This is a genomic window from Pseudomonas oryzihabitans (assembly GCF_032027545.1).
GTDB classification, from domain to species: Bacteria; Pseudomonadota; Gammaproteobacteria; order Pseudomonadales; family Pseudomonadaceae; genus Chryseomonas; species Chryseomonas oryzihabitans_F.
Genome location: NZ_JAVSJB010000011.1, coordinates 130,317 through 142,989 on the forward strand (window position 1 = coordinate 130,317; position 12,673 = coordinate 142,989).

At 63.4% G+C, this 12,673-nt stretch carries 14 protein-coding genes; 12 read left to right on the forward strand and 2 right to left on the reverse strand.

Going from position 1 to position 12,673, the window contains the following annotated elements:
- Nucleotides 1-2 precede the first annotated feature (2 nt).
- Nucleotides 3-920 carry a folate-binding protein YgfZ gene (locus RND78_RS18485; protein ID WP_312731031.1) on the reverse strand — a complete coding sequence of 306 codons (918 nt, stop codon included), beginning with the start codon at nt 918-920 and terminating at the stop codon, nt 3-5.
- A gap of 122 nt (nt 921-1,042) precedes the next feature.
- Between RND78_RS18485 and RND78_RS18490 the strand changes: the two genes are divergently transcribed.
- Both RND78_RS18490 and RND78_RS18495 read left to right on the forward strand, forming a co-directional pair.
- Complete coding sequence (locus RND78_RS18490; RefSeq protein ID WP_312731033.1) at nt 1,043-1,300, forward strand: succinate dehydrogenase assembly factor 2; 258 nt, start codon at nt 1,043-1,045, stop codon at nt 1,298-1,300.
- Entirely contained in the window at nt 1,284-1,736 is a 453-nt protein-coding gene (locus RND78_RS18495; protein WP_312731035.1) for a protein YgfX, read from the forward strand. The genes RND78_RS18490 and RND78_RS18495 overlap by 17 nt, the downstream gene beginning before the upstream one ends.
- Here RND78_RS18495 and nadB read toward each other — a convergent pair.
- Complete coding sequence (gene nadB, locus RND78_RS18500) at nt 1,693-3,315, reverse strand: L-aspartate oxidase (RefSeq protein WP_312731036.1); 1,623 nt, start codon at nt 3,313-3,315, stop codon at nt 1,693-1,695. The two genes, RND78_RS18495 and nadB, sit on opposite strands and share 44 nt — an antisense overlap.
- A 330-nt stretch (nt 3,316-3,645) precedes the next feature.
- Between nadB and rpoE the strand changes: the two genes are divergently transcribed.
- The 10 genes from rpoE to pdxJ all read left to right on the forward strand — a co-directional run bounded on the left by rpoE (nt 3,646) and on the right by pdxJ (nt 12,645).
- Nucleotides 3,646-4,227: an RNA polymerase sigma factor RpoE gene (gene rpoE / locus RND78_RS18505; RefSeq protein WP_026083736.1), complete on the forward strand. Its 582-nt coding sequence runs from the start codon at nt 3,646-3,648 to the stop codon at nt 4,225-4,227.
- A 33-nt stretch (nt 4,228-4,260) separates the two neighbouring features.
- Nucleotides 4,261-4,788: an RseA family anti-sigma factor gene (locus RND78_RS18510; RefSeq protein ID WP_312731037.1), complete on the forward strand. Its 528-nt coding sequence runs from the start codon at nt 4,261-4,263 to the stop codon at nt 4,786-4,788.
- Between the two features lie 219 nt (nt 4,789-5,007).
- On the forward strand, nt 5,008-6,432 hold the full coding sequence (locus tag RND78_RS18515; protein ID WP_312731038.1) for a DegQ family serine endoprotease: 1,425 nt from the start codon (nt 5,008-5,010) through the stop codon (nt 6,430-6,432).
- A 146-nt stretch (nt 6,433-6,578) separates the two neighbouring features.
- The gene (lepA, locus tag RND78_RS18520) at nt 6,579-8,378 is read left to right on the forward strand and encodes a translation elongation factor 4 (protein ID WP_312731039.1); all 1,800 of its coding nucleotides are present in this window, start codon (nt 6,579-6,581) and stop codon (nt 8,376-8,378) included.
- 5 nt (nt 8,379-8,383) lie between these two features.
- Nucleotides 8,384-9,238 (forward strand): signal peptidase I, encoded by an 855-nt coding sequence (lepB, locus tag RND78_RS18525; protein WP_295515335.1) that lies wholly within the window; start codon nt 8,384-8,386, stop codon nt 9,236-9,238.
- The gene (locus RND78_RS18530) at nt 9,235-9,630 is read left to right on the forward strand and encodes a DUF4845 domain-containing protein (RefSeq protein WP_312731046.1); all 396 of its coding nucleotides are present in this window, start codon (nt 9,235-9,237) and stop codon (nt 9,628-9,630) included. The genes lepB and RND78_RS18530 overlap by 4 nt, the downstream gene beginning before the upstream one ends.
- Nucleotides 9,627-10,316 carry a ribonuclease III gene (gene rnc / locus RND78_RS18535; protein ID WP_312731048.1) on the forward strand — a complete coding sequence of 230 codons (690 nt, stop codon included), beginning with the start codon at nt 9,627-9,629 and terminating at the stop codon, nt 10,314-10,316. Before RND78_RS18530 ends, rnc begins: the two co-directional genes overlap by 4 nt.
- Nucleotides 10,309-11,214, forward strand: a complete 906-nt coding sequence (gene era / locus RND78_RS18540; RefSeq protein ID WP_312731050.1) for a GTPase Era — start codon at nt 10,309-10,311, stop codon at nt 11,212-11,214. Before rnc ends, era begins: the two co-directional genes overlap by 8 nt.
- A gap of 2 nt (nt 11,215-11,216) precedes the next feature.
- Complete coding sequence (recO, locus tag RND78_RS18545) at nt 11,217-11,915, forward strand: DNA repair protein RecO (protein ID WP_312731053.1); 699 nt, start codon at nt 11,217-11,219, stop codon at nt 11,913-11,915.
- A complete protein-coding gene (gene pdxJ, locus RND78_RS18550; RefSeq protein ID WP_312731056.1) occupies nt 11,908-12,645 on the forward strand; it encodes a pyridoxine 5'-phosphate synthase in 738 nt (245 codons plus the stop codon). The genes recO and pdxJ overlap by 8 nt, the downstream gene beginning before the upstream one ends.
- Nucleotides 12,646-12,673 lie beyond the last annotated feature (28 nt).

Genomic DNA, 12,673 nt, shown 5'->3' on the forward strand with positions numbered 1-12,673 from the left:
TTTCAGCGCGTTATTTCACGATCGCTATCGAGTGAGTAGGGCAAATCGAGTAAACGGCAGTTTGGCCCGTCCGAGCTGCCGACGGTAATACGGCCGTCCGCCACGGCATCCGCCTGGAGTACCGCCAGGAACTCGCAGCCGCCCGTGGCGGGGGCAGCGAGTACCACCTCGCCGACGCTGCTGCCGTGCACCGGCGAGAACAACTCCGTACCCACGGCCGGGGGCGTGTCGCTGCTGGCCAGGCGATAGAGGCGCCGCTTGAGCTTGCCCAGGTACTGCATGCGGGCGACGATTTCCTGGCCGGTGTAGCAACCCTTGCGGAAGCTCACGCCATCCAGGGCCTGCAGGTTGATCATCTGGGGTACGAACAGCTCGCGGGTAGCGCCGAACACCTGGCCCACCCCGGCGCGCACCTGTGCCAGCAACCATGTATCCAAGGCGACCTCCGGCAGTGCCGGCAGTGTGGCATCCGCGGCCAGCCAGGCCTCGACCCGGCCATCCTCCAGGCGGATGGCGAAGCCGCCGGCCACCGGCGCGACGCTGTTGGCCGTCTCGTCCAGCTCGGCTTCGGGCCAGCTGGCGGCGAAGCCTGCGGCGTCGAGGCCCAGGCGTTGCCATTGGGCGCTTTCGTCCGCGAGCGTCGACTTGGAGAACACCGCATATTTCTTCAGATCGGTCAGCAGCGGCTCGACCAGTTCCTGCGCCATCGCCAGCAGATAGCCATCGGGTTGCTTGACGATGCGAAAGCTGGAGACCAGCCGCCCCTTGGGCGTGCAGCGGCCGCCCAGGCCGGCATGGTCGTCACCGAGGTAGTTGAGGTTGCAGGTCAGTTGGCCCTGCAGGAACTTGGTCGCGTCGACCCCGCGGATGGCGAGGACGCCTTCGTGGGTCAAGCGGCAGAAATACGGCGAGTCGGCCATTGCGGCGGAAGCTCCCTGTCGTGTGAAGCCGCTCATCATAGGCTCCGCCGGGGGGAATGTCAGGCGCACTGCGCGGCGAAGCGCTTCGGGCTTATACTGCGCCGATTGTCGCAGGAGTCCCCATGAGTACCGAAGCTACCGAACTCAAGAGATTGTACTGGCATAGCCGTCGCGGCATGCTCGAACTGGATGTGCTGCTGGTGCCCTTCGTCCAGGAGGTCTACTCGTCGCTCGACGAAGAGGACCGCGCGCGCTATCGCAAGCTGCTCGAATGCGAGGATCAGGACATGTTCCACTGGTTCATGCAGCGCGGCGAACCCGAAGATGCCGACCTGAAGATCATCGTGCGCATGATCCTGGACCGTGTCCAGCCGGCTTGAACCCCTCGAATGCAGCTGGAGCGCCTCGCCGACGCTCCTGCGGCTGCACGCCGCGATAACGATCGCTGGCGTCGCCGGCCTCTGGCTCGCCGCCATCCCCTGGACGCTCAAGCTCCTGCTGACGCTGCTCGTGCTCTGGTCAGGGCACCGCGTGCGCTATCGACAACTCCAGCAGCAGTATCCCCAGGTACCCCGCCGCCTGCGCCACGATGCTGAAGGTTGGCAGCTCTGGTCTCCGGCCGCTGGCTGGCAGGCTGTCCAGCTGCGGCCGGATAGCCTGGCGTTGCCGTGGCTCATCGTCCTGCGCTATCGGTTCCCCGGCGAACGCCGTACGCGCAGCCTGTGTCTCGCCCGGGACAGCCTGTCCGCCGCCGCCCATCGGCGCCTGCGCGTCAGGCTTCGCTTCGCGCCTCGCCGCTTCGTGGTGCCAGGATAGTGTCCCGGGCACAGCTATCGGTCTGCGGATAATCCAGGGTGAAGTGCAGGCCGCGGCTTTCCTTGCGGGCGAGGGCGCTCTCGATGATCAGCTCCGCCACCTGCGCCAGGTTGCGCAGTTCGATCAGGTCGCGGCTGACCTTGTAGTTGCTGTAGAACTCGTCGATCTCGTCCATCAGCAAGCGGATGCGATGCCGGGCGCGGAGCAGGCGCTTGGTGGTCCGGACGATGCCAACGTAGTCCCACATGAAGCGCCGCAACTCGTCCCAGTTATGGGCGATCACCACGTCCTCGTCGGAATCCGTCACCTGGCTGGCGTCCCAGTCCGGCAGCTCGCGCGGCATGGCCACCTGCGTCTGCTGCGCCTGGATGTCCAGCGCCGCCGAGCGGGCATAGACGAAGCATTCCAGCAACGAGTTGCTGGCCATGCGATTGGCACCGTGCAGGCCGGTGCAACTGGTCTCGCCGATGGCATAGAGGCCGGCGAGTTCCGTCCGCCCGTGCGCATCGACCTGCACGCCGCCACAGGTGTAGTGCGCTGCCGGCACTACTGGAATGGGGTCGCGCGTGATGTCGATGCCCAGCTCCAGGCAGCGGCGATAGACGGTAGGGAAGTGTTCCTGGATGAAGTCCGCCGGCTTGTGGCTGATGTCGAGGAATACGCAGTCGACGCCCAGGCGCTTCATCTCGTGGTCGATGGCGCGTGCCACCACGTCCCGCGGCGCCAGGTCGGCGCGCTCGTCGAAGCGCGGCATGAAGCGCTCGCCATCCGGCAGCCGCAGCACGGCGCCTTCCCCGCGCAAGGCCTCGGTGATCAGGAAGCTGCGCGCATGGGGGTGATAGAGACAGGTGGGGTGGAACTGGTTGAACTCCAGGTTCGCCACCGAGCAACCCGCGCGCCAGGCCATGGCGATGCCGTCGCCGCTGGCGCTGTCCTGGTTGGTGCTATAGAGGTACGCCTTGCTGGCACCACCGGTGGCCAGCACGGTGAAGCGGGCGTGCAGGGTGTCCACCGCGCCACTGGTCCGATCCAGCACATAGGCGCCCAGGCAGCGCTGGCCCGGTCGACCGAGCTTCTCCGTGGTGATCAGGTCCACTGCCACCCGCTGGCTCAGTAGCTGGATGTTGGGCCGGCCTTCGGCGGTGCGCAGCAGGGTGTCGAAGATCGCCATGCCGGTGGCGTCCGCGGCGTGGATGATCCGCCGATGGCTGTGGCCCCCCTCGCGGGTCAGGTGGAAGCCCAGGCCGCCCTTGCCCTCGGCCGGTTCGCGAGTGAAGGGCACGCCCTGGTCGATCAGCCACTGCATGGCCTCGCGGCTGTGCTCGACGGTGAAGCGCACGGCGTCCTCGTCGCACAGCCCGGCACCCGCGATTAGGGTATCCTGCACGTGCGCCTCGACGGTGTCGCCCTCGTCCAGCACGGCGGCGACGCCGCCCTGGGCCCAGTAGGTCGAACCGTGGGCCAGCTCGCCCTTGCTCAGCACCGCGACCGAGAGCGTCGCCGGAAGATTGAGGGCGAGCGTGAGGCCTGCCGCGCCACTGCCGATTACCAGAACATCGAATTCCAGGTGACGCGCCATGTCGTTTCCTTCTCGCCGGATCGGCGAGTATAGGAACAAGGTGGCCGACGGCATAGCCACCCGCCGGGCGCGTTCAGGGAACTCATCGGTACCGAGCCGGGTCTATGTACAGATAATTGCCCATCCGTGTGGCTGGAATGCCTGGACGAAAGGTGGGACGTCTGCCAAAGCTAATTAGCAACACCCAGGAGCGATCAGCAGCCATTGAATGCTCGCTCATCAACTGCTGTGGAGGGGAGAACTTTCGTGCAACAGCCCAGTCTAGCAGCGCGCGTCGAGAGTGAAAGCAAGGACGATACCGAGCTGCAAGCCAAGGACAGCAAGCCGGCCCTGCCGACGCAGGAGCAGGATCAACAGCTCGTCGAGCGTGTGCAACGTGGTGACAAGCGTGCTTTCGATCTGCTGGTGCTCAAGTACCAGCACAAGATCCTCGGTCTGATCGTGCGTTTCGTGCATGACACCCAGGAAGCCCAGGACGTCGCTCAGGAGGCTTTCATCAAGGCCTATCGGGCACTCGGGAACTTCCGTGGGGACAGTGCTTTCTACACATGGCTCTATCGCATCGCCATCAACACGGCGAAGAACCATCTGGTTGCCCGGGGTCGTCGTCCACCGGACAGCGACGTCAGCGCCGAAGATGCGGAATTTTATGAAGGCGACCACGCTCTAAAGGATATCGAGTCCCCAGAGCGGTCTCTTCTACGGGATGAAATCGAGGCCACCGTGCACCGTACCATCCAGCAGCTCCCAGAAGATCTGCGCACGGCGCTGACCCTTCGTGAGTTCGAAGGCCTCAGCTACGAGGACATTGCCAATGTCATGCAATGTCCAGTGGGAACGGTCCGCTCTCGGATTTTCCGGGCTCGGGAAGCGATAGACAAGGCACTGCAGCCCCTGCTGCGTGATGCATAGACAGCGGCGACAGCTTTTAGAGAGGTAATACGTATGAGTCGTGAAGCCCTGCTGGAATCCCTGTCCGCTGTGATGGATAACGAAGCGGACGAATTCGAAACCCGGCGCGTACTCGCCGAGGTCAGCAAGGACCCGGAACTGCGCGCCACCTGGTCGCGCTATGCCATGGTCAGCGCCGTCATTCGTGGCGAGCCGATGATGCCCAACCTGGACATCGCCCGTGGTGTTACCAGCACCCTTGAGCGCGACGATGTGGCCGGCGCACCGGCAGCTCCTGCTACCGCGCCGGTCGCCAGCCGTCGCTGGTCGGGTATCGGTCGCGTCGCGGTCGCCGCCTCCGTCACCTTCGCCGTGCTGGCAGGGGTGCGGATGTACAACCAGTCCGATGTGTCTACCCAGGGTCTGGCTCAGCAGTCCCCGAGCCAGCTGAGCGTGCCGCAGCCTGCCCGCAGTCCGGCCGTGCTGGCCAGCTTCAGCGAGGAAAGCACCAAGGCGAACGTCGACAGCAAGGCTGACCAGCCTGCCGTCGGTGACAAGCAGGAAACCCCTGCCCAGCGTTGATCCGCTGGCTTCGCCTCGAAACGGCGACCGGGCCTTGTCCGGTCGCCGTTTTTTATGCCCGGCGTCTTTCAGCGACCTGGGAAAATGCTTCGAAAGCTATCGTTCAGCAAGGGCGTGGTATTTCTGCTGCCAGTCATCATTGACTGCGCTAGCCCCATTGGGGGACGGCAGTCGCCAACGATGCGTTCAAGTCATTGGATAGAGTGGAGCTGCACGCGCATGCGTAACCTCAAGCGTTATACGGCTGCCCTGATGGGGCTTTGGCTGATGGGAATGGCGGCCATGGCTCGGGCCGATTTGCCGGACTTCACCGGCTTGGTCGAGGCGGCATCCCCTGCGGTGGTCAATATCAGTACTCGCCAGAAGATCCCGGAAGGCCGTGGCGCCAATGCCATGGGCATGCCGGATCTGGATGGCCTGCCGCCCGGCATCCGTGAATTCTTCGAGCGCAGCATTCCGCAGATGCCGCGCAGCCCGCGTGGCAAGCAGGAACAGGCCCAGTCGCTGGGCTCGGGCTTCATCATCTCGCCCGACGGCTACATCCTCACTAACAATCACGTGGTCGCCGATGCCGACGAGATCATCGTGCGTCTCTCCGATCGCAGCGACCACACCGCCAAGCTGATCGGTGCCGATCCGCGCACCGACGTCGCCCTGCTCAAGATCGAAGCCAAGGACCTGCCCACCCTCAAGCTGGGCAATTCCGACCAGTTGAAAGTGGGCGAATGGGTGCTGGCCATTGGCTCGCCCTTCGGTTTCGACCACTCGGTGACTGCCGGTATCGTCAGCGCCAAGGGCCGCAGCCTGCCCAACGAGAGCTACGTCCCCTTCATCCAGACCGACGTCGCCATCAACCCGGGCAATTCCGGCGGCCCCCTGTTCAACCTGAAGGGTGAGGTCGTGGGGATCAACTCGCAGATCTTCACCCGTTCGGGCGGCTTCATGGGCCTGTCCTTCGCCATCCCGATCGACGTCGCCATGAACGTGGCCAACCAACTGCGCGCCGATGGCAAGGTCAGCCGTGGCTGGCTGGGCGTGGTCATCCAGGAAGTCGACAAGGACCTCGCCGAGTCCTTCGGTCTTGAGCGTCCGGCCGGCGCCCTCGTGGCCCAGACCCTGGACGATGGTCCGGCTGCCAAGAGCGGCATCAAGGTGGGCGACGTCATCCTCTCGGTCAATGGCCAGAAGATCGAGGAATCCGCCGACCTGCCGCACCTGATCGGCAATCTCAAGCCAGGTGCCAAGGCCGACATGGAAATCATCCGGGAAGGCAAGCGGCAGACCATCAGCGTTACCGTGGGCGACATGCCCAAGGACGACGACCTGGCCTCCGGTGGCGAGCGTGGCTCCGATCGGGCGAGCAATCGCCTGGGCATCGCCGTGGCCAACCTGACCGCCGAACAGAAGAAGACCCTGGATATCCAGGGCGGCGTGGTGATCAACAAGCTCAGTGGCGACGGTCCCGCCGCGGCCATCGGTCTGCGCCCGGGCGATGTCATCACCCACCTGAACAACCAGCCCATCGAATCGGCCAGCGCCTTCGAGAAGATCACCTCGGCGCTGCCGGCCAGTCGCCCCATCTCGATGCGCGTGGTGCGCGACGGTCGCGCCAGCTTCATCACCTTCAAGCTGCCGGGCAAGTAACGGCAGGGATCAGGCGAGGGGCGGGCGACCGCCCCTTCTTTTTGTCCGCTCGAACGGCGTGAGTCCCCTTGTTTGCCGCATTCAGGTAAACTTCCCCGCTATTTTCCCGGCGGATGTTCCGCTGCTGGCTATTCGAGTGCTGATTCGTGAGTGATCTGAGCCATATCCGCAATTTCTCCATCATCGCCCACATCGATCACGGCAAGTCGACCCTTGCGGATCGCTTCATCCAGATCTGTGGTGGTTTGAGCGACCGGGAAATGGAGGCCCAGGTTCTGGATTCCATGGATCTGGAGCGCGAGCGCGGCATCACCATCAAGGCCCACAGCGTCACGCTGTACTACAAGGCTCAGGACGGTAAGACCTACCAGCTCAACTTCATCGACACCCCCGGCCATGTCGACTTCACCTACGAAGTCAGCCGCTCCCTGGCTGCTTGCGAAGGCGCCTTGCTGGTGGTGGATGCGGGGCAGGGCGTGGAAGCCCAGTCGGTCGCCAACTGCTACACCGCCATCGAGCAGGGGCTCGAGGTCATGCCGGTGCTGAACAAGATGGACCTGCCCCAGGCCGATCCGGAGAAGGTCAAGGCCGAGATCGAACACATCATCGGCATCGACGCCACCGATGCCGTGCCCTGCAGCGCCAAGAGCGGCATGGGCGTGCCCGAGGTGCTCGAGCAACTGGTCAAGGTCATCCCGCCGCCCGAAGGCGAGATCGACGCCCCCTTGCAGGCGCTGATCATCGACTCCTGGTTCGACAACTACCTGGGCGTCGTCTCCCTGGTGCGCGTCAAGCACGGTCGGGTCAGGAAGGGCGACAAGATCCTGGTCAAGTCCACCGGCAAGGTCCACCAGGTCGACAGCGTCGGCGTCTTCTCGCCCAAGCACACCGAAACGGTCGACCTCAAGGCGGGCGAAGTAGGCTTCATCATCGCCGGCATCAAGGAAATCCTCGGTGCTCCGGTCGGTGACACCCTGACCCTCAGCGCCACCCCGGACGTCGCCATGCTGCCGGGCTTCCAGCGGGTCAAGCCGCAGGTCTATGCCGGTCTGTTCCCGGTCAGCTCCGATGACTTCGAGGATTTCCGCGAAGCCCTGCAGAAGCTCACCCTCAACGACGCCGCCCTGCAATACGAGCCGGAAAGCTCCGAGGCCCTCGGCTTCGGTTTCCGCATCGGCTTCCTTGGCATGCTGCACATGGAGATCATCCAGGAGCGGCTGGAACGAGAATACGATCTCGACCTCATCACCACGGCGCCGACCGTGGTCTTCGAGGTGGTGCTCAAGGACGGCAGCATCATCTATGTCGACAACCCGTCCAAGCTGCCCGACCTGGCTTCCGTTGCCGAGATGCGCGAGCCCATCGTGCGCGCCAACATCCTGGTGCCCCAGGAGCATCTGGGCAACGTCATCACCCTGTGCATCGAGAAGCGTGGCGTCCAGCGCGACATGCAGTTCCTCAGCAGTCAGGTGCAGGTCAGCTACGACCTGCCGATGAACGAAGTTGTCCTGGATTTCTTCGACCGCCTGAAGTCGGTCAGCCGCGGCTACGCCTCGCTGGACTACAGCTTCGATCGCTTCGAAGCCGCCAGCCTGGTCAAGCTCGACGTCCTCATCAACGGCGAGAAGGTCGACGCCCTGGCGCTGATCGTCCATCGCGACAAGGCGCACTACAAGGGTCGCGCCCTGACCGAGAAGATGAAGGAGCTGATCCCGCGGCAAATGTTCGACGTGGCGATCCAGGCGGCCATCGGCGGTCAGATCGTCGCCCGGACCACGGTCAAGGCGTTGCGCAAGAACGTCCTGGCCAAGTGCTATGGCGGTGATGTCTCCCGTAAGCGCAAGCTGCTGGAAAAGCAGAAAGCGGGTAAGAAACGCATGAAACAGGTCGGTAGCGTCGAGATTCCTCAGGAGGCCTTCCTGGCCGTGCTCAAGGTGGATAGCTGAAGCCCATGTCTTTGAACTTCCCTCTGCTGCTGGTAATTGCCGTCGCCGTCTGTGGGGCGCTGGCGCTCATCGATCTGCTGGTGCTGGCGCCGCGCCGGCGCAAGGCGATCCAGACCTACGGCCAGCAAGTGAGCGAGCCGGACCCGGTCGTGCTGGAGCAACTGAACAAGGAGCCGGCACTGGTCGAATACGGCAAGTCCTTCTTCCCGGTCCTGGCCATCGTGCTGATCCTAAGGTCCTTCCTGGTGGAACCCTTCCAGATCCCTTCGGGTTCCATGAAGCCGACCCTGGAAGTGGGTGACTTCATCCTGGTGAACAAGTTCGCCTACGGCATCCGTCTGCCGGTGATCGACCTCAAGGTCATCCCGGTCGGCGACCCCCAGCGCGGCGACGTCATGGTGTTCCGCTATCCCAGCGATCCCAGCGTCAACTACATCAAACGCGTCGTCGGTGTGCCGGGCGATACCATCCGCTACACCAGCGACAAGCAGCTGTACATCAACGGCCAGCACGTCAGCGAACAGCTGGTAGGCGACGAGCCCGGTTCGCTGGGCAGCGTCAAGCTGTTCAAGGAGCAACTCGGCAAGGCCGAGCACCTGATCCGCGAAGAGATGACCCGCTATCGCATGGAGCCCGATCACGAGTGGAAGGTCCCCGCCGGCCACTACTTCATGATGGGTGACAACCGCGACAACTCCAACGACAGCCGCTACTGGGACGACCCCAACATCCCGCGTGACTTGCTCGGCATGGTTCCCGACCGCAATATCGTCGGCAAGGCCTTCGCCGTCTGGCTGAGCTGGCCGGAACCCAAGCTGCAGAGCATGCCCACCCTGTCCCGCGTAGGTATCATTCGATGATGAATCGCAGTGCGCCCTGTCGTCCGTCTCGTCAGCAAGGTCTGTCGTTCCTCGGCGGTCTCCTGGCGCTCTGCATCATCGCCTTCCTCGCCAGTACCGCCTTCAAGCTCATCCCGCATTACATGGACTACAATGCCCTGAGCAAGGTCATCGAATCCATTGGCGACAACCACGACCAGCAGATTCGCAGCGTGTCCGACGTCTACAGCTATGTGGGGAAGGGTATGCAGGTGAACGACATCCGTGATCTCGATCTGCAGAAGGCCATGCGCGTCGAGGTCGACGGCAATCGTCTGCTGGTCCATCTCGACTACGAAGAACGTGAACACCTGATCCGCAACATCGATCTGGTCGTTCGTTTCAACCGTGATTTCCATATAAATCTCCCGTGACTTTATCTCTAGATCGCCTCGAGCGTCGGCTGGGTTATACCTTCCAGGACCCGGATCTGATGCTGCTCGCCCTTACCCATCGCAGTTTCGCCGGTCGCAACAACGAGCGGCTGGAATTCCTCGGTGACGCCATCCTCAATTTCATCATCGGCGAAGCCCTCTACGATCACTTCCCCCAGGCCCGCGAAGGCCAGTTGTCCCGTCTGCGGGCCAAGCTGGTGAAGGGGGAGACCCTGGCATTGCTGGCCCGCAGCTTCGAACTGGGCGATTACCTGCGCCTGGGCTCGGGTGAACTCAAGAGCGGTGGCTTCCGCCGTGAATCCATCCTCGCCGATGCCATGGAAGCCCTGATCGGCGGCATCTACCTCGACGCCGGCATGGACGCGGCCAAGGAGCGGGTCATGGCCTGGCTGGGCCCGCAACTGCGCGAGCTGACGCCGGTCGATACCAACAAGGATCCCAAGACGCGCCTGCAAGAGTTCCTGCAGGCGCGGGCCTGCGAGCTGCCGCGTTACGAAGTGGTCGCCATCGAAGGCGAGCCCCACTGCCGGGTGTTCTTCGTCGAATGCGAAATCGCGATGCTCAGCGAGAAGACGACGGGGCAGGGCGCCAGTCGCCGTATCGCCGAACAGATAGCCGCCTCGGCGGCCTTGATCGCCCTGGGCGTGGAGAATGGTCATGAATGATGAGCTCAAGGCATCGCGGTGCGGCTACGTAGCCATCGTCGGTCGTCCCAACGTCGGCAAGTCCACGCTGCTCAACCACATCCTGGGTCAGAAGCTCGCCATCACCTCACGCAAGCCGCAGACCACGAGACACAACATGCTCGGCATCAAGACCGAGGGTGAGGTGCAGACCATCTATGTCGATACCCCCGGCCTGCACAAGGAAAACCAGAAGGCGCTCAACCGCTTCATGAACAAGACCGCCGTCACCGCCCTGCGCGATGTGGACGTCGTGGTCTTCGTGGTCGACCGCACCCGCTGGACCGACGAAGACCAGATGGTGCTGGAGCGGGTACGCTTCGTGAAGTGCCCGGTCCTGCTCGCCGTCAACAAGATGGACCGTCTGGAAGACAAGGCCGACATGCTGCCGCACCTGCAATGGCTGCAGGAGCAGTTGCCAGAGGCCACGCTCATTCCGATTTCCGCCCAGCACGGCCACAACCTCGACGCGCTCGAAGAGCTGGTCGCCGAGCGCCTGCCGGAAGGGGAGCACTTCTTCCCCGAGGACCAGATCACCGACAGATCCAGTCGCTTTCTCGCCGCGGAACTGATCCGCGAGAAGATCATGCGTCAGTTGGGCGCCGAGCTGCCCTACCAGGTAGCTGTCGAAATCGAGGAGTTCAAGTACGAGAAGGGGGTGCTGCATATCCACGGCCTGATCCTCGTCGAGCGCGACGGCCAGAAGAAGATCCTCATCGGCGAGAAGGGTGAACGCATCAAGCGGATCGGCCAGGAAGCCCGCCAGGACATGGAAACCCTGTTCGACGCCAAGGTCATGCTCAACCTCTGGGTCAAGGTCAAGGGTGGTTGGTCCGATGACGAGCGCGCCCTGCGGTCCCTGGGTTACTCCGACCTCTAGCGATGACGCAGGCGTCCGAACCGCTGTTCGTCCTGCATTCACGTCCCTATCGCGAAAGCAGTGCCCTGGTCGAGGTGTTCGGTGCCTTCGGCCGGCTCCGCACGGTTCTACGCGCGGCCCGCTCCCGCTCCGGAAGCCTGGCCAGGCCCTTCATTCCCCTCGAAGCCCAGATCGGCGGGCGAGGGGAATTGAAGAACCTGCAAAGGGTGGCTGCCCTGGCGCCGCCTCATCTGCTCCAGGGACAGGCGCTGTTCAGTGGCTTCTATCTCAATGAGCTGCTGGTCCGCCTGCTGCCTGCCGAAGATCCCTATCCCGCGTTGTTCGACCTCTATGGCTTGACCTTGGCGGCCTTGGCCCAGGGGCGTCCTGTCGAGCCTCTGCTTCGCACCTTCGAATGGCGCCTGCTCGACCTGCTCGGATACGGTTTTTCCCTGACCCATGCCTTGGATGGCCAGCACATAGAGGCTCGGCGTCTCTATCGCTTTGTGCCGGACCAGGGCTTCGATCCGGTGGAGGAGGTTCGCCCCGGCTGTCTCGCCGGTGCGGAAATCCTGGCGCTTGAACGGGGCGAGTGGGACGATCCCACCGTAGTCCGCGCGGCCAAGCGCCTGATGCGCCAGGCTCTGGCGCCACACCTGGGCAGCAAGCCCCTGATGAGTCGCGAATTGTTCGCCAAACCAAGTGAATCCAGCCATGAATGAGCTTCATCGTGTTCTGTTGGGCGTCAACATCGATCATATCGCCACCCTGCGCCAGGCCCGGGGTACGAGATATCCCGATCCGGTCAAGGCAGCGCTGGATGCCGAGGAGGCTGGCGCGGACGGTATCACGCTGCACCTGCGCGAAGATCGCCGGCATATCCAGGAGCGGGATGTACGTCTTCTGCGTGAGCTCCTGCAGACCCGCATGAATCTCGAAGTGGCCCTGACACCGGAAATGCTGGCGTTCGCCGGGGAGATCCGTCCGCAGCACGTCTGCCTGGTGCCCGAACGTCGGGAAGAACTGACCACTGAAGGTGGGTTGGACGTGCTTGGCCAGGTCCAGCGTATTCGCGACGCCATTGCCGCGCTGCCCGCGTCTGAAGTATCCCTCTTTATAGATCCCGATCTGCAGCAGATCCAGGCCGCCAAGGACAGTGGCGCTCCGGTGATCGAACTCCATACCGGTCGCTACGCGGAAGCCGAGAATTCGAAAGAGCAGGCGTACGAGTTGCAGCGCCTGGCCCAGGCCGTGGAATTCGCGGCTGGCCTCGGGCTGGTGGTCAATGCCGGCCATGGTCTGCATTACCATAATGTCCAGGCCATAGCGGCGCTGCCTGGCATCAACGAGCTGAACATCGGTCATGCCATCGTGGCCCATGCCGTCTTCGTCGGCTTCAAGCAGGCGATCGCGGAGATGGCCGAGCTGATCCGCGCCAACGCTCCGCAATAAAATTGAAATAACCTGTTGTCCTGTTCCT

Bases quoted from the DNA above. Each gene is read 5' to 3' on its own strand.
- era (WP_312731050.1), top strand. From the start codon at position 10,309: ATGAATGATGAGCTCAAGGCATCGCGGTGCGGCTACGTAGCCATCGTC.
- pdxJ (WP_312731056.1), top strand. From the start codon at position 11,908: ATGAATGAGCTTCATCGTGTTCTGTTGGGCGTCAACATCGATCATATC.
- lepB (WP_295515335.1), top strand. From the start codon at position 8,384: ATGTCTTTGAACTTCCCTCTGCTGCTGGTAATTGCCGTCGCCGTCTGT.
- RND78_RS18530 (WP_312731046.1), top strand. From the start codon at position 9,235: ATGATGAATCGCAGTGCGCCCTGTCGTCCGTCTCGTCAGCAAGGTCTG.
- nadB (WP_312731036.1), bottom strand. From the start codon at position 3,315: ATGGCGCGTCACCTGGAATTCGATGTTCTGGTAATCGGCAGTGGCGCG.
- recO (WP_312731053.1), top strand. From the start codon at position 11,217: ATGACGCAGGCGTCCGAACCGCTGTTCGTCCTGCATTCACGTCCCTAT.
- RND78_RS18515 (WP_312731038.1), top strand. From the start codon at position 5,008: ATGCGTAACCTCAAGCGTTATACGGCTGCCCTGATGGGGCTTTGGCTG.
- RND78_RS18490 (WP_312731033.1), top strand. From the start codon at position 1,043: ATGAGTACCGAAGCTACCGAACTCAAGAGATTGTACTGGCATAGCCGT.
- RND78_RS18485 (WP_312731031.1), bottom strand. From the start codon at position 920: ATGGCCGACTCGCCGTATTTCTGCCGCTTGACCCACGAAGGCGTCCTC.
- RND78_RS18510 (WP_312731037.1), top strand. From the start codon at position 4,261: ATGAGTCGTGAAGCCCTGCTGGAATCCCTGTCCGCTGTGATGGATAAC.